The sequence below is a fragment of the Paractinoplanes bogorensis genome (genome assembly GCF_018829635.1).
In the GTDB taxonomy this organism is placed as follows: domain Bacteria; phylum Actinomycetota; class Actinomycetes; order Mycobacteriales; family Micromonosporaceae; genus Actinoplanes; species Actinoplanes bogorensis.
In genome coordinates this window covers 12,552-32,111 of sequence record NZ_JAHKKG010000015.1, presented here as the reverse complement: position 1 = coordinate 32,111, position 19,560 = coordinate 12,552, and the positions used below count along the sequence as shown (strand labels likewise).

The 19,560-nt window shown below is 70.4% G+C and carries 21 protein-coding genes; 9 read left to right on the top strand and 12 right to left on the bottom strand.

Going from position 1 to position 19,560, the window contains the following annotated elements; translation table 11 throughout:
* Window positions 1–48 precede the first annotated feature (48 nt).
* The 4 genes from KOI35_RS38780 to KOI35_RS38765 all read right to left on the bottom strand — a co-directional run bounded on the left by KOI35_RS38780 (window position 49) and on the right by KOI35_RS38765 (window position 4,699).
* On the bottom strand, window positions 49–1,305 hold the full coding sequence (locus KOI35_RS38780; protein WP_215794151.1) for a delta-60 repeat domain-containing protein: 1,257 nt from the start codon (window positions 1,303–1,305) through the stop codon (window positions 49–51).
* Between the two features lie 261 nt (window positions 1,306–1,566).
* On the bottom strand, window positions 1,567–1,998 hold the full coding sequence (locus KOI35_RS38775) for a globin (RefSeq protein WP_215794149.1): 432 nt from the start codon (window positions 1,996–1,998) through the stop codon (window positions 1,567–1,569).
* Between the two features lie 41 nt (window positions 1,999–2,039).
* The gene (locus KOI35_RS38770; RefSeq protein ID WP_215794147.1) at window positions 2,040–3,422 is read right to left on the bottom strand and encodes an MFS transporter; all 1,383 of its coding nucleotides are present in this window, start codon (window positions 3,420–3,422) and stop codon (window positions 2,040–2,042) included.
* Between the two features lie 209 nt (window positions 3,423–3,631).
* Window positions 3,632–4,699 carry a mechanosensitive ion channel family protein gene (locus tag KOI35_RS38765; RefSeq protein WP_246614518.1) on the bottom strand — a complete coding sequence of 356 codons (1,068 nt, stop codon included), beginning with the start codon at window positions 4,697–4,699 and terminating at the stop codon, window positions 3,632–3,634.
* Window positions 4,700–4,917: 218 nt separating this feature from the next.
* On the opposite strand from KOI35_RS38765, the gene KOI35_RS38760 reads away from it, so the two are divergent.
* Window positions 4,918–5,466: an HNH endonuclease gene (locus KOI35_RS38760; protein WP_215794145.1), complete on the top strand. Its 549-nt coding sequence runs from the start codon at window positions 4,918–4,920 to the stop codon at window positions 5,464–5,466.
* Between the two features lie 2 nt (window positions 5,467–5,468).
* Here the strand turns inward: KOI35_RS38760 and KOI35_RS38755 are convergent, their stop codons facing one another.
* Complete coding sequence (locus tag KOI35_RS38755) at window positions 5,469–6,305, bottom strand: class F sortase (RefSeq protein WP_215794143.1); 837 nt, start codon at window positions 6,303–6,305, stop codon at window positions 5,469–5,471.
* 2 nt (window positions 6,306–6,307) lie between these two features.
* The gene (locus KOI35_RS38750; RefSeq protein ID WP_215794140.1) at window positions 6,308–6,808 is read right to left on the bottom strand and encodes a hypothetical protein; all 501 of its coding nucleotides are present in this window, start codon (window positions 6,806–6,808) and stop codon (window positions 6,308–6,310) included.
* Window positions 6,809–7,021: 213 nt separating this feature from the next.
* Here KOI35_RS38750 and ctaJ point away from each other — a divergent pair, with 213 nt between their 5' ends.
* The 3 genes from ctaJ to KOI35_RS38735 all read left to right on the top strand — a co-directional run bounded on the left by ctaJ (window position 7,022) and on the right by KOI35_RS38735 (window position 8,483).
* Window positions 7,022–7,315, top strand: coding sequence for an aa3-type cytochrome oxidase subunit CtaJ (gene ctaJ / locus KOI35_RS38745; protein WP_246614497.1), 294 nt, complete (start codon window positions 7,022–7,024; stop codon window positions 7,313–7,315).
* 31 nt (window positions 7,316–7,346) lie between these two features.
* Window positions 7,347–7,763 (top strand): DUF5130 family protein, encoded by a 417-nt coding sequence (locus KOI35_RS38740; protein ID WP_215794623.1) that lies wholly within the window; start codon window positions 7,347–7,349, stop codon window positions 7,761–7,763.
* A 159-nt stretch (window positions 7,764–7,922) separates the two neighbouring features.
* The gene (locus KOI35_RS38735; RefSeq protein WP_215794621.1) at window positions 7,923–8,483 is read left to right on the top strand and encodes a Uma2 family endonuclease; all 561 of its coding nucleotides are present in this window, start codon (window positions 7,923–7,925) and stop codon (window positions 8,481–8,483) included.
* Window positions 8,484–8,603: 120 nt separating this feature from the next.
* Here KOI35_RS38735 and pepN read toward each other — a convergent pair whose 3' ends face one another.
* The gene (pepN, locus tag KOI35_RS38730; RefSeq protein WP_215794138.1) at window positions 8,604–11,207 is read right to left on the bottom strand and encodes an aminopeptidase N; all 2,604 of its coding nucleotides are present in this window, start codon (window positions 11,205–11,207) and stop codon (window positions 8,604–8,606) included.
* 142 nt (window positions 11,208–11,349) lie between these two features.
* Here pepN and KOI35_RS38725 point away from each other — a divergent pair, with 142 nt between their 5' ends.
* Genes KOI35_RS38725 through KOI35_RS38710 form a run of 4 tightly spaced genes read left to right on the top strand, consistent with a single transcriptional unit; the run spans window position 11,350 to window position 14,174 of the window.
* Window positions 11,350–11,562, top strand: a complete 213-nt coding sequence (locus KOI35_RS38725) for a hypothetical protein (RefSeq protein ID WP_215794135.1) — start codon at window positions 11,350–11,352, stop codon at window positions 11,560–11,562.
* Between the two features lie 10 nt (window positions 11,563–11,572).
* A complete protein-coding gene (locus tag KOI35_RS38720; protein ID WP_215794133.1) occupies window positions 11,573–12,769 on the top strand; it encodes a DUF1015 family protein in 1,197 nt (398 codons plus the stop codon).
* Window position 12,770: 1 nt separating this feature from the next.
* Complete coding sequence (locus KOI35_RS38715) at window positions 12,771–13,685, top strand: alpha/beta hydrolase (protein ID WP_215794130.1); 915 nt, start codon at window positions 12,771–12,773, stop codon at window positions 13,683–13,685.
* Between the two features lie 12 nt (window positions 13,686–13,697).
* Window positions 13,698–14,174: a ribose-5-phosphate isomerase gene (locus tag KOI35_RS38710; RefSeq protein ID WP_215794128.1), complete on the top strand. Its 477-nt coding sequence runs from the start codon at window positions 13,698–13,700 to the stop codon at window positions 14,172–14,174.
* A 125-nt stretch (window positions 14,175–14,299) separates the two neighbouring features.
* Here the strand turns inward: KOI35_RS38710 and KOI35_RS38705 are convergent, their stop codons facing one another.
* Window positions 14,300–14,764, bottom strand: coding sequence for a hypothetical protein (locus KOI35_RS38705; protein WP_215794126.1), 465 nt, complete (start codon window positions 14,762–14,764; stop codon window positions 14,300–14,302).
* Window positions 14,765–14,789: 25 nt separating this feature from the next.
* On the bottom strand, window positions 14,790–16,010 hold the full coding sequence (locus KOI35_RS38700; RefSeq protein WP_215794124.1) for a GNAT family N-acetyltransferase: 1,221 nt from the start codon (window positions 16,008–16,010) through the stop codon (window positions 14,790–14,792).
* A gap of 103 nt (window positions 16,011–16,113) precedes the next feature.
* Between KOI35_RS38700 and KOI35_RS38695 the strand changes: the two genes are divergently transcribed.
* Window positions 16,114–16,761, top strand: a complete 648-nt coding sequence (locus KOI35_RS38695) for a DNA-directed RNA polymerase II (RefSeq protein ID WP_215794122.1) — start codon at window positions 16,114–16,116, stop codon at window positions 16,759–16,761.
* 108 nt (window positions 16,762–16,869) lie between these two features.
* On the opposite strand, the gene KOI35_RS38690 is transcribed toward KOI35_RS38695, so the two are convergent.
* The 3 genes from KOI35_RS38690 to KOI35_RS38680 all read right to left on the bottom strand — a co-directional run bounded on the left by KOI35_RS38690 (window position 16,870) and on the right by KOI35_RS38680 (window position 19,558).
* Window positions 16,870–17,226, bottom strand: coding sequence for an AtzH-like domain-containing protein (locus KOI35_RS38690; protein ID WP_215794120.1), 357 nt, complete (start codon window positions 17,224–17,226; stop codon window positions 16,870–16,872).
* A gap of 74 nt (window positions 17,227–17,300) precedes the next feature.
* A complete protein-coding gene (locus KOI35_RS38685; RefSeq protein WP_215794118.1) occupies window positions 17,301–18,896 on the bottom strand; it encodes a SulP family inorganic anion transporter in 1,596 nt (531 codons plus the stop codon).
* Window positions 18,893–19,558 (bottom strand): cysteine hydrolase family protein, encoded by a 666-nt coding sequence (locus KOI35_RS38680; RefSeq protein WP_215794116.1) that lies wholly within the window; start codon window positions 19,556–19,558, stop codon window positions 18,893–18,895. The genes KOI35_RS38685 and KOI35_RS38680 overlap by 4 nt, the downstream gene beginning before the upstream one ends.
* Window positions 19,559–19,560: the final 2 nt, after the last annotated feature.

The following is a 19,560-nucleotide window of genomic DNA, read 5'->3' as shown; positions in this document are numbered from 1 at the left end:
AGCGGAGCCCAGAAAGACAGTTGCGTTTGTGAACTGTCCTGAAGCCCCCTAGTTGATGGGGAACATCCCCACCCGGCCGTGGTACTCGCGGCCCAGCTCGTCGGTGTCCGAGCCGACCAGCAAGCCCTGGGGCACGGCCACGAAGACCCGCACCCCGACCCCGCGCTTCCGCGTCGGGTTCCAGGACAGCGCCCGCCCGGTAGACGAACTGACCGCCCCGATCCCCGGCCGCGAAACAGCACCCGGCCCCGGCCCCTTGGCGTCGGTTCCGTAGGGGTTGTCGAAGTACCGCTGGTGCCCACCGAGGTAGACGGCCGATCCGGTCACGGCCACCGCGTACAGGGAGTCCCCACCGGTCCGCTGCACCCAGGTCGGGTTGTGCCGGCCCGTGCCGCCGGCTTCGAAACGGGCCGCCGAGTCGCACAGCCGGTCGGGCGAGGACGCCCGCCCGGTCGCCGCGACCACGAAGTAGGAGCCGTCGGGCGAGTACTTCACCTGGCGCAGGTACGTGTCGAAGCCTTTCATGCACTGCGGCTTGTACGCGTCCGTGTACCAGCTGGTCAGCTGGGCCGACGGGCCGGACACGTCGAACATGGCGATCTGCGTACGGTCGTAGCCGCCGGCACGGAGGAGCGCACCGACCGCGACCAGTTTCCGGCCGTCAGGGGAGATGTCGAAGTGCTCGACCCGGGTGCGGGTCAGGCCGGGTGCCGTCAGTTTCGCGTCGAAGCCGGTGTCGACCGCGCCGGTGTCGGTGTTGAGGCGGGCCAGGCCGGCCCGGTTGACTCCGTTGATGGCTTGGAACGTGCCGGCCGCGTACAGGCGGGAGCCGCGCGCCTGGAGGGACCGGACGTCGCCCCAGGCAATCTTGGCGCTGAAGGCACTGACGCGCTGGCCGCCGAGGGTGAGTTTGGTGATGCCGCGCTGGCCGGTGCCGTTGACGGTCTTGAAGGCACCGCCGGCGTAGACCGTGCCGTCGGGGCCCGCGGCGACGGAGTACACGGCGCCGTCGACCTGGGGGGCGAACGCGCGGATGGCCCCGTCGTGCAGGTCGAACGCGAAGAGGTTCTTGCGGGCGAAGGTCGACCTCCGCGTGCTGTCGGCGACCTTGGTGAAGGCCCCGCCGACGACGACGGTGTCACCGATCACGGTCATCGACCAGACGGTGCCGTCGAGCACGTGCGGGGTGAAGTCGACCGGGTTGGTCGACACCACGGTGGAATGGGCCATGTCGGCCGCGGCCGGGTGCGCGCACGCCACAGCGGCGGCAACGACGGTAGCGGCGGCGAGCAGGCGGCGGCGCATGGCGAGCTCCTGGTCGTAATACCCGAAATTTCAGGTGATCAGCGAGTTTGTCACCCGCTTCAACGACACAGAGCGAGCCGAGGAACGATCGCAAGCGAGCCACGGAACAATCGCGATTGCCGCCGTTGAGATGGCACTCGATTTTCTGACGCCCGTGGGGTTTGCGGGTGGCAGGAAATCGCGTGCCATCTCAACGGTTACAAGGCAATCGCCGCGGAGCTCAGCGACGCCATCAGCTCAGCCATCAGCTCAGCCATCAACTCAGCTCAGCTCATCCATCTTGTTGACCATGAAGTACGCGGCGCGCTCGAGGTAGGTCCAGAGCTCGTCGTGCAGCTCCTTCGGCAGCTCGAGCGACTCCACGGCCACCCGCATGTGCAGGAGCCAGGCGTCGCGGGCGGCTGCGTCCACCACGAACGGCGCGTGCCGCATCCGCAGCCGGGGATGACCGCGACTGGCCGAGTAGGTGTTGGGCCCGCCCCAGTACTGCATGAGGAACAGCGTCAGCCGGTCGGCCGCCGGTCCGAGATCCTCTTCGGGATACATCGGCCGCAGCAGCGGATCTTCGGCCACACCCTCGTAGAACTTGTCGACGAGGCGCCGGAAGGTGGGCTCGCCACCCACGGCGTCGTAGAAGCTGTTTGGCGCTGTCACCCGTCCATCCTGCCAGGGAGCCGAAACCGGAGGCCGCATGGACGGCGGCGGCGAAACCGGAGGCGCATGGACGGCGGCGGCTAAGGCCGCACGGACGGCCGGGCCGGGGGAGCGTCGGCCAGTGAGGTGGGCCGCACGGCGGGCGAGACCGGGGCGGCAGCCGCCCCGGCGGACGCAACGGCCTCAGCGGCGGTGAAGGTGGCGGCCTGCGGCCACCGGTGGGCCAGGTAGAGCAGCGCCACCGTGCCGCCCAGGCTCCACAGCCCGACCACCACCGGCAGCACGTAATGATCGGCCAGCAGGCCGGTGACCATCACGGCCGCGAACTGGCTGAACTGGATGCCGGTCTGCATGACTCCGTACGCCCGGGCGCGGTAGCCGTGCGGAAGGATCAACACGAACTTGCCGTTGAGGGTGGGCACCACGCCGCCCTGGGCGATCCCGGAGATCGCGACCAGCACGGCCACGATCGGCGCCGGCGGTGAGGCCAGCGCCGGCACCAGGGCCAGCGCCGACAGCACGGCCAGCGGCCGCACGAGGCGGTCTCGCATGACCGGCCCGGCCAGGCGGTTGATCAGCAGGCCGCCGACGACGAACCCGATCGGGCCGGCCGCCATGATCAGGCCCTGGTTGAGGCCGCGGGTGGCCGGGTCGGGGCTGCCCTCGGCGGCCCAGGCGGCGGCCAGGCCCTCGGGCACGATCGCGAACATGGTCAGGACGAACACCATGATCGCGATGGCCCGCAGCGTGGCCGAACCGAAGACCAGGCGGAATCCCTCGCCCGACTCGCGCAGGAGATGGGTGCGCTGGGCCCGGCTGCGGGCCGCCGGCCGGACCTTGACGACGGTGAGGATGAGGGCGGCCGACACGGCGAACGTGATCACGTCGATGACCAGCGCCACCTGCGGGCTGATGGCGGTGGCCAGGGCCGCCCCGGCCAGGTAGCCGAACACCTGGGCGGCCTGCACGCTGGTGGCGTTGGTGGCGACGGCGATCGGCAGTTTGTCCCGGCCCACCACGAGTGGTTGCAGCGCCGAGCGGGCGGCCTGGGTGGGCGGGGTGCCGAGGCTGGCCAGGAAGACGATCAGCAGCATGACCGGGATCGGCGTGTGCGGGATCAGCAGGAGCGCGATCAGCACCATGCGGTACAGGTCGGCGGTGATCAGGACCCGGCGGTACGGGTACCGCTCGGCCAGCGCCGACAGCAGCGTGCCACCGATCACCCAGGGCAGGAAGGTGACCGCGAAGGCCGCCGCCGAGAGCAGGACGGACTTGCTCTCCTCATAGACGAGGACGGTGATGGCGGCGCGGGCGAGATAGTCGCCGACCCAGTTGGTGACCAGGGAGAGGTAGAGCGCCCGGTATTCACGGATCGCAAAGAGGTCGCGAAAAGTAACCAGGCGATCGCCCTCCGTAGTCGCGGCGGCGTTGTTCGCCGTCCGCGCATCCGGGTCCTCGGACACCAGGTCCTCCATCGATGTCGGCTTTCCGCCGGGTCACGGCGGTCACCGGACACGACCCGCGCGGGTCGGAGCCCGACGGGAACGTGATGCCGCATGTGCAGATGCTCAACCGGATTCTGCCCGATCGTCCGAGCCGATGCTAGGGCGTACGGGCGAAATGTCGGCCATTCGGTCGAGGTCGGGCATCCCCCGGAAGAACTAATCCCAGCTCAGGTTGCCCCACCCGGTCGCTGGTCGCTGACGGAATCCTGGAAGTAGGGCGGCGGCACCGCGCCCCGCGGCAGCAATCGAGAGGCGGCGATGCGCTCGGAGAGCCCGGACGAGTCCAGCGCCTCCATCAGCGCCCGCCGGAGGTCGCGCTGCACGGCCAGCTGACCGTCGGCCGTCGTCTTGGCGATCGTCCGGATCGTGGCGCCGTCGACGGTGAGCTGCTCCACGCCGACCACGTCGGGCGGCTCGAGGAACTCGGTCTGATGGTCGGTCCGGTTGGCCACGGCCTCGGCGGCGTCCCGCATCACGCCGATGGCCTCCTCGGACCGGACGAAGCCGATCGGGATGTCGATCACGACCATGGCCCAGCCCTGGCTCTTGTTGCCGACCCGGACGATCTCGCCGTTCCGGATGTACCAGAGCACCCCGCGCCCGTCGCGGATGGTGGTGATCCGCAGACCGACCGTCTCGACGACACCGGTCGCCTCGCCCACGTCGACCGTGTCACCGACGCCGTACTGGTCCTCGAGCAGCATGAACAGGCCGGCGATCAGATCCTTGACCAGGCTCTGGGCGCCGAAGCCGAGCGCCACGCCGACGATGCCGGCGCTGGCCAGCAGCGGCCCGAGGTTGAAGCCGAGCTCGCCGAAGACCAGCAGCGCGGCCATGGTGAAGATCACCGCACTGATGAAGCTGCGCAGCACCGAGCCGATCGCCTCGGCCCGCTGGCGCCGCCGCTCGGGGATGAACTGGCCCTCCTCGGCGGTGGCCGAGACCTTCTCCTTGAGCGGCTTGAGCAGGGCCGGCATCGAGGCCCGGCTGGTGCTGGTGGTCAGGCGGTCGATGGCCCGGTGGATCAGCCAGCGGATCAGCAGCGCGATCAGGATGATGCCGATGATCCGCAACGGCTTCACGATCACGACGTAGCTGCTGTTGGCCAGCCACTGGTTGCCGGTCCACTCGAACACCCGGCTGCAGACCACGTCCGTGTTGCAGATCGCGGACACGTCGGGCGTGACGTAGATGTCGGGTGAGGTGGACGGGTCGGGGGTGGGGGCTTGGAACAACACGGGGAACAACCGTACCGGGCGTACGGGAAGGCTCTTTCAGTCACCACACAGCCGTGTGACCTCAGACGTTTACCGCCCGGCCACGGATTGTGCTCGCAATTTGGGCATCCGTCAGGGACTATTGGCGCACGAGGCATCGTCGTCGACGCCTCGTTACCCGGCTACGGATTCAACCAGGAGCGGTGACTTAGCACCTACACCGAAAGGTGATCGCGATGCCTGACATACGACCCATAGTGGGCTCATCCGCGTTGGTTCTGAACGCCACCTACGAGCCGCTGTGCGTCGTATCTGTGCGTCGAGCGACCATCCTTGTGCTGACCGCCAAGGCCGAGTGCGTCTCCGACGGCGACGGCATCCTGCACAGCGTGCACACCAATCTTCCCGTTCCGTCGGTGGTCCGCCTGACCCGGTACGTGAAGGTTCCCTACCGCACCCACGTCGGCCTCTCCCGCCGCGCGATCTTCGCCCGTGACGGTGGCCGGTGCGCCTACTGCCGTGGTTCGGCTGAGACCATCGACCACGTCTTCCCGCGCAGCCGGGGTGGCCTGCACGCGTGGGAGAACGTCGTGGCCGCCTGCGCCAAGTGCAATCACAGCAAGGGCGACAAGACCCCGGCCGAGCTCGGCTGGCGGCTGCACCAGATACCGGCGGCGCCCCGAGGGGTGGCCTGGCGGGTGCTCGGACACCGCACGCCCGACCCTCGTTGGGCCGACTGGCTCGACCTTCCCGCCGCCCCGGCCGTCTCGGCCGAGGCGGCTTAGTTTTAGGTCTTCTTCGCGGAGACCAGCGAGGCGAACACGACGATGTTGTCGGCGTAGCCCGTGCTGCCCCCGACCCAGCGCCCGCCGCAGGTCATCAGGCGCAGTGACGGCCGGGTGAAGTCGCTGTAGACCCGCTGCACCGGCAGCTTGCCCTTGTCGAAGTGCTCGACCGAGTTCACCTCGAAGACCGCGACCGAGTTGTCGGCCCGCTCGACCTCGATGCGCTGCCCGGGCTTGAGCTTGGGGAGTTCGTGAAAGACCGAGGGTCCCGTACGCGTGTCCGCGTGCCCGACGATGAGCGCCGGCCCGAACTGCCCGGGTGTCGGCCCGCCGTCGAACCAGCCCGCCTCGTTGTGCCGCTTGAGCGGGGGCACCCCGACCGTCCCGTCGGCGGCCAGGCCCACCTCGAGGATCGGCGCCTCCACGTTGATGGCCGGAATGGTGAGACGTTCGGGCCGGCTCGGGTCGAGGACCGGGAACGCGCGCGGCGGCGGCTCGTTCCGGGCCGGACCGCTGAAGAGCCCGCCCAGGTCGACGTTGGTGGCCGCGCCGATGCCCATGGCCACCACGAACAGACCGAGGAACAGCAGAGCGAGCGCGATGAGCCCGATCGGCCACGGTTTGCCCTGGCCCCGGCCCCGCATCGGCCGGGGTGGCGTCTTGGGCAGCGGCCGGGGACTGGGCTTGCGGAAGGCCGGTCGGCCGGGCGCGGGCCGCGGGGCGGGCAGCCGGCCGGTGATGACTCCGGGGGGTGGAGCGACGATCTGGGCCGGCTGCTTGCGCAGCACCGACTCGGGCATGCGCGGCCCGGACGCGCCGGGTGGCTGACGGCCGGCCATGCTCAGCCGAGCCGTCGCCGGCGCAGCGAGACCACGCCCAGTCCGGCCGCCATCGCCACGATCGCGAGGCCGCCACCGATCAGCAGGGGAGCATTGCGCCCGGGGGCCGTGCCGCCCGCGCCCGTCGCCGGACCGCGGGCCGGCTGCACCTTGGCCACCACGTGCAGGGTGGCCGACGCGGTGGCGCCGTCGGGGCAGCTCAGGTCGATCCGGTAGTCGCCGGGCCGGGTGTTGCCGGGCACCTGGGCGGTCGCGGTCAGAAACCCGAACCGAGGTGCCACGGTGACCGACCCGAAGAGCCCGGAGGTGACCGTCGCCGCCTTGAGATTGTCGTCACAGGAGGCGCGCAGCCCGACCTCGTCACCGGCCGGGACCGTGCTGGGACTCAGCTCGAGGAAGAGGGCGGCCCGGGCGGCCGCCGCGGGTGCCGCTCCCAGCGGGATGAACAGGACGGACAACCCCAAAGCGAGCGCCGCCAGGGCGGCGGGGACGGGCAGGCGCATTGGTTCCCCCTCCTGCCGTCCGCGGGCGCGTAGGCACGAACGGCGCGTGTGGGTGATTTTCGCACCCCGGAGCACATTCCGCGAAGATCCCGACGGCATGATGCGTCCAACCCGCACGGGTTCGAGACCCGACGCTCCGGGACGACCGGCGCTCCGCTACCGTGACTCTTGTTCGAATCAACTGGGATCACAGGACGCCTGGGGGCGTTGAGGTTGTCGATATCAATCACCGTTCTGGTGTACGTGGTCATTCCGGCCGCGGTCATCGTGCTGATCGCTTCGCTGTCGATGGCCGGCACCCGGGACACCAAGCAGCCGGACCGCCGTTACCGTCCCGGCCGTCCCTACAACTTCCAGCCGATGTGGTTCCTGGCCTCGCCGGAACAGATCGTCGGCTCCGCCGGTGGGCACGCCCAGCCGGCCCTGACCGGTGGCCAGGTGCTGGAGGACAGCAGCGGCGCCCGGGTGAAGCCCGGTTCCACAGGAGGCGCAAGTGACAGCTGGTGACCTGGCTCAGCAGGGTGCGCACGAGCAGCCCCTGACCGAGCTCGACCACGCGGGCGGCGACACGGTCGCGGCCCACCAGAACCACGCTGCCGACGGACCCTTCACCACCCGGCAGCTGCTGCGGCTCGACCACGCACTCCGGATCGCGAACACCGAGACCGGCCTGACGTTCAGCGTCTACGTCGGCGAGTTCGAGACCCCGGCCCGGCCGTTCGCCGAGAAGCTGCACGCGCAGATCGAGCACGCGGGCACCGCCGTGCTGATCGCGGTCTCGCCCAACCAGCGCAAGCTCGAGATCATCACCGGTAACGACGCGCGCAAGCGCATCTCCGACCGGGACGCCAAGCTGGCCGGCCTCTCCATGGCGGCCGCCTTCGCCGGCGGCGACCTGGCCGGTGGGGTGGTCGCCGGTATCGACCAGCTGGCCACCCACGCCGGTCGCGCGTAAGTCAGATCTAGGACAGAGCCCTCGCCCCGCCGCTGGTGGGACGGGGGCTTTCGTCATGCCGGGAAAATCGTGTCGCGCCCGAAACCGGGCGGTAACAACAGGGTGTAGGTAGGCTCGTTACTCCACGCGACGGCGCGTACGGAGGTGGTCCGGTTGGTGATGACGAGTCCGGCTTCGAGTCCCCCGCTCCGGTGGACGGCGCCTGACGGGCGATGGACCGAACCCGACCTTCATCTCTTCCCGCAGGACGGCCATCGCTACGAGATCGTCGACGGCAGCCTGCACGTCGCCCCGCCCGAGCCCGAGTCGCACGAGACGATCGTCCGCGCCGTCGTCACCACGCTGCGCGCGGCCGCCCCCGAGGGCTGGTGGGTCTGCGACCGGCTCGGCGTCGAGATCGGCGACAGCAACCTGGTGCCCGACGTCACCGTGCTGCGACCCCGCTCGTCCGGGGCGAGCTGGTGCGACCCGGCCGACGTGGCCCTGGTCGTCGAGGTCGAGACGGCGGCCACCCGGCGGTTCGACCGGCTGCTCAAGCCTTCCCTGTACGCGGAGGCCGGCATCCCGTCCTTCTGGCGCGTCGAGCCGGGGCCCCTGCTCCGCACGTATCAACTCGGCGCCGCCCGCTATCGGGTGATGCACAGCATCGAGGGCGCCGAGCCGGTCAAGCTCGACGCCCCCTATCCCGTCCGGATCGCCCCGGCGGCGTGGATCAGCTAGCGGCGGGATTGCGCCGTTGGTGTCGAGAGCGCCGGAAATGGCGAGGCGCAGCCGATGTCATTTCCGGCTCTCTCGACACCAACCTCTCGGGCGCAATCCCCGCCGAGCGGAGCGAGGCCATCAGGCACAGTCCTTGGCCCTCGCCTTGATGGCGCGCACGACGCCGTCGCGGCCCTCGGCGACCAGGCGGCGCAGCGAGGCCGGGTGCCCGTCGCGGGCCAGCCAGGCGTCGGTGAGCTGCACCGTCCGCTCGCTGATCTGATAGACCGGGTAGCCCATCATCGCGAACTCCTGAGCCGGCTCACTGTCCGAGCGGGCCCACACGTCACCGACCACGTCGAAGAACTTCTCGGCGTAGGGCGCGGTCAGCTCGACCTGCTTGGCGCTCTGGAAGCCGGACAGCAGCGACCGGTTGAGCCAGTTCGGCACGTCGGCCTCGCCGGTCAGCTCGCTCCACACCCGGGCCTTGTTCTCGGCCGTCGGGATCAGCGCCCGGGCCAGCGCCGCCTCGCGCTCGCCGCTCGCCGTACGGTCCGAGTTGAGCTCGTCCTCGATCTCGTCGTCGGTCGTGGCGCCCAGTGAGGCCAGGGTCTGGAGCAGTGACCAGCGCAGCTCGGTGTCGACGACCAGGCCCTCGGGCACGCCCTCGCCGGCCAGCCAGCCGCGCAGCACGGCCTGCTCGTCGGGGGTGCGGGCGGCGCCGATGAACGAGCGGGCCCAGGTGAGCTGCCAGCCGCTGCCGGGCTCGGCCGAGGCCAGCGACGTGCGGGCCAGTTCGGCCAGCTGCGCCCAGCCGGTGGGCTGCCAGGCCGGGTCGGCGTACTGCGCGACGGCGGTGGCGGCCTGCCGGGCCGTCCAGGTGGTGAGGTTGATGTCGGTCTCGGCGGGCAGGCCCGAGCAGACCAGCGTCACGTAGTCGCGGGCGGCGAGCTCGGCGTCGCGCAGCATGTCCCAGGCCGCGTTCCAGCACAGCGCGCGCGACAGCGACGAGTCGAGCCCGTCGATGTGCCGCACCACGGTCGCCATCGAACGCTCGTCCAGCCGGAGTTTCGCGTACGAGAGGTCGTCGTCGTTGAGCAGCAGCACGTCGGCCGCCTTGACCCCGGCGAGCGCGGTGATCTCGGTCTGCTCACCGGTGACGTCGATCTCGAGCAGGTCGCGCCGCACCAGGCGGGAGCCCTCGAGGTCGTAGAGGCCGACCCCGATCCGGTGGGTGCGCAGCGTGGGATAGCCGGCCGGGGCCTCCTGCCGCACGACCACCTTCGCGTACGTGCCGTCGGCGCCGATCTCGACCAGCGGGCGCAGCGTGTTGACCTGCGCCGTCTCGAGCCACTGGGCGGCGAACTTGCGCAGCTCGCGACCGGACGCCGTCTCGAGCTCGGTGAGCAGGTCGTCGAAGGTGGCGTTGCTCCAGGCGTGCTTGGCGAAGTAGGCCCGCAGACCGGTGACGAACGGGTCGAGACCCACGTAGGCGACCAGCTGCTTGATGACGCTGGCGCCCTTGGCGTACGTGATGCCGTCGAAGTTGACCTCCACCGCCTCGAGGTCGGGCATCTCGGTGTAGACCGGGTGGGTCGACGACAGCTGGTCCTGCCGGTAGCCCCAGCTCTTGCGGATCGACAGGAACGTCGTCCAGGCGTCGGTGAAGCGGGTGGCGTGCGTGTTGCACCAGTGGCTGGCCCACTCGGCGAACGACTCGTTCAGCCACAGGTCGTTCCACCAGCGCATGGTCACGAGGTCGCCGAACCACATGTGGGCCATCTCGTGCAGGATCGTGTTGGCGCGCTGCTCGTACTCGAAGTCGGTGACCTGCGAGCGGTAGATGTAGTGCGCCTCGGCGTGGGTCACGCAGCCGAAGTTCTCCATCGCGCCGGCGTTGAAGTCGGGCACCCACAGCTGGTCGTACTTGGGCAGCGGGTAGCGCACCCCGAACTGCTCGTGGAAGAAGTCGAAGCCCTGCTTGGTGACCAGGAACAGGTCGTCCGGGTCGAGATATTGCGCCATCGAGGCCCGGCAGAAGACGCCCAGCGAGATGCCGTCGTGCTCGTCGCGCACCTCGTGATAGGGCCCGGCGCAGATCGCGGTGATGTAGGTGCTCATCCGGGCCGACGTCGCGAAGTGCACCGTCTTGGCGCCCGGCCCGGCCGGCTCGGAGCGCTCGGCCGGCATGTTCGAGATGACCTTCCAGTGCGCCGGCACGGTCGCGTGCCAGGTGTAGACGCTCTTGAGGTCGGGCTGGTCGAAACAGGCGTACACCCGCTGGGCATCGGCCGTCTCGAACTGGCTGTAGAGGTAGACCTCCTTGTCGACCGGGTCGGGGCTGCGCTGCAGACCCTGCCCGCTCGCCGAGTACGCGAAGTCGGCGTCCACGACCAGCTCGTTCTCGGCGGCCAGCCCGGTCAGGGTCAGGCCCTTCTCGGCCGAGAACCCGGTCAGATCGAGCGGCGCGCCGTTCAGCGTCGCCGACCGTACCGACGCCGCGGCGGTCTCGATGAAGGTCTCCGCACCGGGCTCACGGCAGGTGAAGGTGACGACCGTGGTGGAGCGGAAGGTGCCGTCGCCGGGATTACCGTGGCCATCGGTCAGATCCAAGGTGATGTCGTACCCGGTGACATCCAGCAGACGGGCCCGCTCGGCCGCCTCCACCTGGGTCAAATTACGAACTCCGGCCACAGTCACTCTCCTCTGAGCGCTCGTCTTTCCTTGCCAGCCTAGGCGGCACATCGAGGTCTCACCGCACCCGGAGTACAGGAGGCGACACTCGGACCCCGACTCCGGAGGTTGAGATCCCGGTAAACCCCACGACCAGCGCCCGGTCCAGGCGTTGGATGAGGTGATGCACACCTCATTCAACTCGGGAGCAGAAATGGCGGACTCCGAAGCCGTCGCGCAGTCGAGCATCGCCGTGCACCGCGGCGCCTGGACCGACCTGCCGGCCGATGTGGCCGCGCTGGTGGCGCCGCCGGTGGTGGTGTCGTCGGTGCCCGTCGAGCGCCCGATCGGCAGCTGGCGCCGCGGTCAGCTGGCCAGGTCACGCGGCAACATGCCCGTCGGCAAGCACGCCCGGGCGGCCCGGTAAGTTCCGTCCCATGACGGTCGTGCACCCGATCAGCCGAGCCTGGGTCACCACTGGTGGCACCGGCGCCCAGAACTACGACGAATTCGCCGACGACGCCGAAATAACGTCCATCATCGCCGACAATCCGCATAGTTCGCTCGCGATCGAGATGCCGCACCTGGCACCCGATTCCCTGGGCAAGTCGTTCCTCGACTCGCTGCCCGAGGCGGTCGCCCGGCTCGCGCTCGAGCGGGCCGAGGGGCTCTACACCCCGTCCGACGACGTGGTCGTGCTCTACCGCATCACCGCGGCGGGCGAGCCCCCGGCGTACGGGCTGTGGAGCATGGTCGACACCGACCAGATCTCGACCAGCGCCGACGAACCCGGCCTGGTGATCCGCAACGAGGACGTGTTCCTGGAAAAGGTGCGCGAACGGGTGGCCCTGGCCGAGGCGGTGGCCACGCTGCTGTCCCCGGTCCTGCTGCTCCAGACGGCCCATGGCGACGCGTTGCACGCGGCCCTGGCCGCCGCCACCGACGCCGCGGGCGCCCCGGCCGCCACCGACACCGACCAGACCGGCCGCACCCACGCCATCTGGGTCGTCGGCCCCGGCCCGCTGCAGTCCGAGCTGACCGCGCTCGCGGGCGGCGGTGAGCTCGTCGTCGCCGACGGCAACCACCGCAGCCTGGCCGCCCAGACGGCCGGCCTGCCCCGCTTCCTGGCCGTCGTCACCACCCCGGCCTCGGTCGCCATTCAGCCGTACAACCGCCTGGTCAGCGAGCTGCCGCTGCCGCTCGACGAGATGCTGGCCCGGCTGCGCGCGGCCGGGGCGACGGTCACCGAGGTGCCGCGGCCCGCGCGCATACCGGCCAAGAGCACGATCGAGCTGTACGCCGCCGGTCGCTCGTTCACCGTCGGCCTGCCGGTCAACGTGAACCTGCCCGACGTCGACAACCTCGACCATGCCCTGGTCGAGCGGGTCCTGCTGCGCGACGTGCTGGGCCTCGACCCGGGTGACAAGCGGATCAACTACGTGGGCGGCGACTACCCGGCCGAGTGGCTGCGCGGCGAGGTCGACGGCGGCCGGTCCGAGCTGGCCGTGCTGATCGCGCCGGTGACCGTGGACGACTTCGTCCGGGTCAACCTCGAACGGCAGAAGCTGCCCCGCAAGAGCACCTGGTTCACGCCCAAGGCGCGCGGCGGTCTCGTCCTCGCCCAGCTCGACTGAGATGCTGCATCCGCAAGTGGCGGCGGCGGCCGGGTTGCGTGCCCGGCCGCCCGCCGACCTCACCGAGCCCCTCGAGATCCTCCATTTCATGCGGCAGGCGATGGAGGACTCGAACGACGCCGAGTGCGGCCCGGCGCTGCCGTTGCCGGTGGTGGTCGACGTCGACGCCGGGGGAGTGCCGGCCCGGCTCTACGCCTCCCGGGTCGACGCCCCCGTGTTCGTCTACGCACACGGCGGCGGCTGGAGCTACGGCAGCATCGAGACGGTCGACCGGGTGTGCCGCCGCATCGCCGACCGGTCCGGCTGCGCGGTGCTGTCCGTCGGCTACCGGCTCGCTCCGGAGCATGTGTTCCCGGCTGCCTTGGAAGACCTCGAGACCGTTCTTTCGTACGTACGGAAGTCCGGCGCCGCCGAGCTCGGAGTCGACCCGTCCCGGCTGGCCATCGGCGGCGACAGTGCGGGCGGACAGCTCGCCACGGTCGCGGCCCGGCGGCAGCGCGACGCGGCGACCCCGCTCGACCTCCAGGTGCTGATCTACCCGGCGATCGATCCGATGACCGCCTCGGAATCGTTCGACGAGGTCGGCTCGTACGGGCTCGACCGTGCCTCGATGAAGCGGGCGTGGGAGACGTACGTGCCCGACCCGATGACCCGCTTCACCCCCGACGTCGCCCCGCTGGCCGCCGAAGACCTCGCGGGTATGCCCCCGACCCTGATCATCACGGCCGAGTACGACGCCCTGCGCGACGAGGGAGCGGACTACGCCGACGCGCTGATCGCAGCCGGGGTGCCCGTCGTGCACACCCGCTACATGGGGGTGAATCATGGATTCGCCCGCAAGCTCGCGGTCGTCGACGCGGCCCGCGTGGCGACCGATCAAGTGGCCTCTTACCTGCGTACAGGCTTGACCTTCTGAGAGAGTGAGACCATGCGCGTCTACCTGGGTTCCGACCACGCCGGTTACGAGCTGAAGATGCACCTCGTGAACCACCTGATCAAGCAGGGACACGACGTCGTCGACGTGGGACCGCACGTCTACGACCCGGAGGACGACTACCCGGCGTTCTGCCTGCACACGGGGGCCAAGGTGGTCGCCGACGAGGGTTCGCTGGGCATCGTGATCGGCGGCTCGGGCAACGGCGAACAGATCGCCGCCAACAAGATCGACGGCGTCCGCGCGGCGCTGGTCTGGCGCACCGAGATCGCCCAGCTGGCCCGCCAGCACAACGACGCCAACATCATCAGCATCGGCGCCCGCGAGCACACCCTTGACGACGCCACGTCGTTCGTCGAGGCGTTCCTGGCCACGCCGTTCTCGGGCAACCCGCGCCACGCCCGCCGCATCGCCCAGCTGGCCGACTACGAGGCCGGCCGCCCCACGCTGCCCGAGCTTCCCGCGAGTTAGGGGTCGCGGCGCCTGACGGCAGCCGCGGAGCGCCCGAATCCAACGCCGGGATGCGGCCGTTCCGCGGCCGACGTCAGCCACCACCTGGACCGCACCGCAACCCCGCGTTATCCGGGAGACGACCCCTAACGATTGCGGGGGAGCTCCTCGCGGGGCACCCAGTTGCGCCGGACGATCGTGAGGTTGGCGTCGGCGTCGGCCAGGTCCTGATCGCTGGCCCGGGCGGCGTCCCGGGCCCGCATGGCGGCGCCGACGCTGACCTGCGACGATCCGGAACCGACGAGGCCGCGCAGGCCGCGCTCGACCTCGCGGTCGTCGCCGCCGGGGCCCGCAGCGGGGCGCCGGCCGGTGCCGGTCCGCGGTGGGCGCTGCCCGCGCTCGGCGGGCGCGGGCGAGGTCGGTGCCGTCGACGCGGGTGAGGTCGGCGCGATCATCAGCGGCGAGATCGGGGCCGGGGTGTCCTCCGGATCGGCGATCGGCTCGGTCACGGCCGAGCCCGCCTCCGGCTCGGGCGCCTCGTCGAGGTCGGCCGGTGTGGCCTTCTGAGACGGGGGACGCAGGCGGCGGCGTCGGCGTTCGGGCTCACCCATGCCGCCGACGCTACCCGGTGCACTCTCAGAACACCTCGATCGAGCTGGGCTCGCGATTCCAGCGGAACGCCGTCGAGGGCAGGTTGTCGGTGAGCTGGCGCGCCCGGCCCGCCGTGACCAGGGTGGCCAGCGTGGTGCCGCCCAGGTAGGCCGCCCCCAGCTCGGTGATCGAGCAGACCAGGTCGGGGGCGTCGTCGGTGCGTACGCAGGAAGCCTTGTCCGGACCCCCGATGAGGCGCCACCGGCCGTTGTTGGCCTCGATGATCGGGTCGGTCACCTCGATCACCGCGTCGACCGGGCAGGCGTAGCGCCGGGCCGCGAGCGCGGCCGGCAGGTCGACCAGGCGGATCCACAGCGAGTCGGCGTAGCGGGCGCCCAGCTTGCGGGGCTCGTCGACCATGAACTGCAGGGGCTCGTCGACCGCGCCGTAGTGGTACGACGCCTTCTTCGACAGGTCGAGGCTGAGTAGGAAGCGCCACAGCTCGGCGTAGACGCCGGGGTCGCCCGCCACCACCTCGCGGACGCGGACCTCGGCCGCCGGGCCGTGCGAGCTCCAGTCGTTCTTGACCCGCCAGGTGGCGTAGCCGACCGGCCCGTCGGCGGTCTCGTAGATCACCCCGCGTGACTCGGTGGCGCCGTCGCGCTGGCTGTCGGTGTCGCGCAGCAGGTAGTCCCACCAGTATTCGGGGCGGCTCGACCAGCCCACCCGGTGGATCCGCAGCCCGTTGTGCAGGGCGGTCATCTCGGCGCGGGCGGCCGCGGGCTCGACCAGGCGCATCCGGCCGGGCGGGGCGGGCGGGGCGGTGATCTTCACCTCGCGGCTCAGGATGTCGAAGACGAGGCGGCCGCACGCCGGCCCGTACCCGAACCGGGGGTAGATCGCGGTCTCGCTCGCCCACAACGCCGCCACCGGTTCGCGCCCGGCCGCGGCGATCTCGGTCAGCTGGCGGCGCATCATCGCGCTCAGAATGCCGCGGCGGCGATGCGTCGGGGCGACGCCGACGCCGGTCACATGCGCGACCGGCACGACGGCCCCGGGCAGGCTCATCTCCCGGGTCTGGGCGGCCGCGGTGCCGACGATCCGGTCGCCGTCCTCGGCCACGATCGTGCGGTCCGACTCCATGATCAACTCTTCGAGCTCACGCGATTCGTCGGTCGTGTGCTCGTTGAAGACGTAGAGCAAAAGGTCAGCAATCGCACGCCGATCGTCGGCGGCCGCGGTACGGAGGCGCACGGATTCGTCCATGGGCACTTGTGTAACGGAACGAGTCCCTGAGGGCCAACGATTTGTCGGCTCGCTACTCTCGATGTGGGCGGGTGGGATGCACCGCCGACCGGAGGGGGAGTTGATGCCTGAGCAACCGCAGTGGTCGGAGCGGACGCTCGACATGCCGCCGCAGGACCCGTGGGCCGACGCGCCCACCACGCCGTCGCAGGGGTCACCACCCCCGACGGCGCCGTTCCCGGCAGCCGCACCGCAAGACCGGGGGTCGTTCCCGGCACCACAAGCACCGCAAGATCCGCAGAGTCAGAACGCGCCGTTCAGCCAGGGCCGGGCCCAGGTCAACGCGCGGCCGCACCAGCCGTACGCGGAGCACGAGCCGACCGGCACCGGCTGGCCCGGCGCCCAGGCACCACGCAGTCACCCCGGCATGAGCTGGAAGTGGAGCGAACTGCGTCTGGGCAGCGAATGGAGCAGCGCCGCGGTGCTGTTCGCCTTCGTCTGCTGGGGCATCTGGGCGCTCTCGGGCGAGGGCCCGTTCGGCACCCCGACGGTCGTGCTGGTGGTCACGCTGGTGATCGCCCTCGGCGTCTTCTGCCTGGCCCGGCTCGTCGGCCACCTGGTGCTGGAGCGCCAGATGGGTCGCGTGCGCCGCACCGCTCGCGGTTCACACCTGGTCACGGCCCTGTTCCTGACCGGTGTCGGCGTGGCCTGGCTGCGTCAGACCCCGTGGGTGGTCGACGCCTGGAACTGGGTGGCCGGCCTGTTCAGCTGACCGGCTTGCCCCCGGGCGGGGGCAGGAGACGTACGCGGAGGCGAGCTCGGCCGGTTGGCCGGGCCGCCCGAGCGGCGTGGGACTTCCGGATGTCCACGAAATCGGGTGTCATGCGCCCGGTTCCGAGACGTGGGCGGCGACGATCCGCCAGCCCTCGGGCAGCCGCACCCACGTCTGCGACTGGCGACCGAGCACCGCACGACCGGGATATCCGAAGAGCGTGTTCACGATGACGACCCCGTCCCCGTACGGGGAAATGATCGTGTCCTTGAGATAGCGGCCCGGCGGCAGCGGCGGTTGAGCGAGCCGCCAGCGTCGCTGCTCCTCGAGCCCGATCTGTTGATCGGCGACGCCGTACCGCACCGCGTCCTCGGCGAAGAAGCTGAGCATCGCGTCGACATCATTCAGGACCAGGGCTTTCTCGTACGCCTCGAAGGCCGCGCTCACCTCGGCGACGGTGTCCATGGCGTCTCCTCCTCGAATCGACTCTCGAATCGACGGAAAGGGCGGCCCGGCGTGAACCGGGCCGCCCGGATCGATCAGGCCCGGACCGGAACCGGAGCCTCGACGACCTCACCCTCCTCGCGCATCAGCTCGATCTCGGCCGCGTCGGGCACGCGCGGCGTGGGCCGGGTCAGCGCGAACGCCACGCAGACGACGGTCAGGAACAGGTAGCCGAGGGTGACCTGCCCGTCCGCGTTCCACTGCACCTTCTCGGCGTGGATCAGGCCGATGAAGCTGAGCACCGCCCCCGACCCGGCGAAGACCGCCGCGTGCCAGAAGCGCTTGTCGATGATGAACGCGACGATCGCGCCGAGCACCAGACCGGCCAGGATCGCGCCCTCGCCCAGTGTCTTGAGGCCGTCGTAGACCACGCCCGCGCCGGCCAGCGCGTCGATGCCGACCTGGTTGGCCGTCGTGCCCGCGGCCGACAGGACGTTGTCCATCTGCCCGGTGGCCCACGACGCGATGTTGGGGATCAGCGCCGCCACCACCGCGGCGGCGTGCGCCCGGGGTGAGGCCTGGAAGGCCTGGGCGCCGATCAGCAGGCCGATGTAGAGCAGGATCGGCACGATGGCGGCGGTCGGGAAGATCGCGCCGAGCAGCCCGAACAGGCCGAAGAAGCAGAGCAGCGCGATCACGATGCCGGTCGCCATCGAGTAGCCGGTCCGGCCGCCGGCCGCCTTCCAGCCCGGGTGCCCGACATAGACGGCGGGCGGGAACGGCGAACCCAGGCACGAGCCGATCACCGCGCCCGCGCCGTCGGCCAGCAGCACGCTGCGCAGGTTGTAGCGGTCACCCGCGGTGGCCGCACTCTCCACGTTGGTCATCGCCTCGGTGAAGTTGTAGACGCCCAGCGGGATGGCCGTGGCCAGCAGCGGCGCCATGTCCCGCAGACCGTCGAAGAGCAGGTCGAACTTGAGGTGCGGGAAGGCGAACGCGATGTCCCGGGCGGCCGCGGTCACGTCCGGCACCGACATGGCCCCGCCGATCCAGCCGATCGCCGTGCCCAGCAGCAGCGCGGCCAGGCCGATCGGGAAGTTGAACGGCAGCTTCACGTCGGTGAGCAGGCCGATCAGCAGCAGGCCGAAGACCGGCAGGGCGATCCACAGGTAGTTCCACATGTTGCCGGCCGGGTTCATCGAGATGAACGTGATCGAGATGCCGGCCAGCGTGCCCAGCAGGGCCGCCCGCGGCGTGTACTTGCGGATGTACGGCCCGACGAACGCGCCGATCAGCACGATGATCCCGATGATGAACGCCCACGCGATGCCCGCCGTCCACGCCTGCACCGGGTTCCCGGTGGTCAGATAGATCGGCAGCATGATCACGAAGATCACGATGAACATGTGCGGCACGCTCGGGCCGTACGGCATGGCCGTGACGTCCGTACGCCCCTCCTTGGCGGCCAGCCGGCGGGCCAGGAACGTGTAGTAGATGTTGCCCGCGACCAGGGCGACGCCGAGCGCGGGCAGGATGACGCCGAAGACGTCGGAGGCCGGCATCTTGATGACGCCGATGCAGAGTCCGGTCAGGGTGAGGACGTTGACCAGCACGTTGACGCCGAAGCCGAAGAAGGCGTTGGTGTCGCCGCGCACCCAGAGGGGGAGCCGTGCCGCGGTATTGGTCGTCATTTCTGCTCCTGCGACGAGAGGGCGGCGATCAGGGTGGGGGAGTCGGCGACCCAGCCGAAGATGCCGCCCTGCGCGGCGATCATCTCCAGGCCGACGCGCTGGAATTCCGGGAAGTAGGAGCCGACGCAGTCGGCCGGGACGAGACAGTCGTAGCCGCGATCGTTCGCCTCGCGGACCGTGGTGTGGACGCAGACCTCGGTCGTGACCCCCGTGACGACCAGCTTCTTGGCGTTGAGTTTTTCCAGAATGTCCGACAAGTCGGTCGCGTAGAAGGCGCCTTTGCCTGGCTTGTCCACGACGAGCTCCCCGTCGAGGGGAGCCAGCTCGTCGACGATGTCGTGGCCGTACTCGCCGCGAATCAGGATGCGGCCGAAGGCGCCCTGCTCCCCGATTCCTCCGCGCGCCAGCTTGGACGGCGGACAGTCCGACAAATCGGGTAGGTGGCCCTCGCGGGTGTGGATGATCGGCAGGTTGTGCGCGCGCCAGACGGCCATCAGGGCCGCGAGGGGCTCGATCGTGCGGGCGAGCTGGGACACGTCGTTGCCCAGGCTCTCGCCGAAACCGCCGGGAAGCAGGAAGTCACGCTGCATGTCGATGACGAGCAGGGCGACGTTGTCGAGTTCGAAGGTGAAGGGGGATGGTTTTGCATCGACAGTGGGCATGG

Excerpts from the sequence above, each read along its gene's own strand:
- KOI35_RS38780 (WP_215794151.1), bottom strand. The coding sequence starts at position 1,305 with ATGCGCCGCCGCCTGCTCGCCGCCGCTACCGTCGTTGCCGCCGCTGTG.
- KOI35_RS38775 (WP_215794149.1), bottom strand. The coding sequence starts at position 1,998 with ATGCGGCCTCCGGTTTCGGCTCCCTGGCAGGATGGACGGGTGACAGCG.
- KOI35_RS38760 (WP_215794145.1), top strand. The coding sequence starts at position 4,918 with ATGCCTGACATACGACCCATAGTGGGCTCATCCGCGTTGGTTCTGAAC.
- KOI35_RS38755 (WP_215794143.1), bottom strand. The coding sequence starts at position 6,305 with ATGGCCGGCCGTCAGCCACCCGGCGCGTCCGGGCCGCGCATGCCCGAG.
- KOI35_RS38750 (WP_215794140.1), bottom strand. The coding sequence starts at position 6,808 with ATGCGCCTGCCCGTCCCCGCCGCCCTGGCGGCGCTCGCTTTGGGGTTG.
- KOI35_RS38735 (WP_215794621.1), top strand. The coding sequence starts at position 7,923 with ATGACGAGTCCGGCTTCGAGTCCCCCGCTCCGGTGGACGGCGCCTGAC.
- pepN (WP_215794138.1), bottom strand. The coding sequence starts at position 11,207 with ATGTGCCGCCTAGGCTGGCAAGGAAAGACGAGCGCTCAGAGGAGAGTG.
- KOI35_RS38725 (WP_215794135.1), top strand. The coding sequence starts at position 11,350 with ATGGCGGACTCCGAAGCCGTCGCGCAGTCGAGCATCGCCGTGCACCGC.
- KOI35_RS38720 (WP_215794133.1), top strand. The coding sequence starts at position 11,573 with ATGACGGTCGTGCACCCGATCAGCCGAGCCTGGGTCACCACTGGTGGC.
- KOI35_RS38715 (WP_215794130.1), top strand. The coding sequence starts at position 12,771 with ATGCTGCATCCGCAAGTGGCGGCGGCGGCCGGGTTGCGTGCCCGGCCG.
- KOI35_RS38710 (WP_215794128.1), top strand. The coding sequence starts at position 13,698 with ATGCGCGTCTACCTGGGTTCCGACCACGCCGGTTACGAGCTGAAGATG.
- KOI35_RS38705 (WP_215794126.1), bottom strand. The coding sequence starts at position 14,764 with ATGGGTGAGCCCGAACGCCGACGCCGCCGCCTGCGTCCCCCGTCTCAG.
- KOI35_RS38700 (WP_215794124.1), bottom strand. The coding sequence starts at position 16,010 with ATGGACGAATCCGTGCGCCTCCGTACCGCGGCCGCCGACGATCGGCGT.
- KOI35_RS38695 (WP_215794122.1), top strand. The coding sequence starts at position 16,114 with ATGCCTGAGCAACCGCAGTGGTCGGAGCGGACGCTCGACATGCCGCCG.
- KOI35_RS38690 (WP_215794120.1), bottom strand. The coding sequence starts at position 17,226 with ATGGACACCGTCGCCGAGGTGAGCGCGGCCTTCGAGGCGTACGAGAAA.
- KOI35_RS38685 (WP_215794118.1), bottom strand. The coding sequence starts at position 18,896 with ATGACGACCAATACCGCGGCACGGCTCCCCCTCTGGGTGCGCGGCGAC.
- KOI35_RS38680 (WP_215794116.1), bottom strand. The coding sequence starts at position 19,558 with ATGCCCACTGTCGATGCAAAACCATCCCCCTTCACCTTCGAACTCGAC.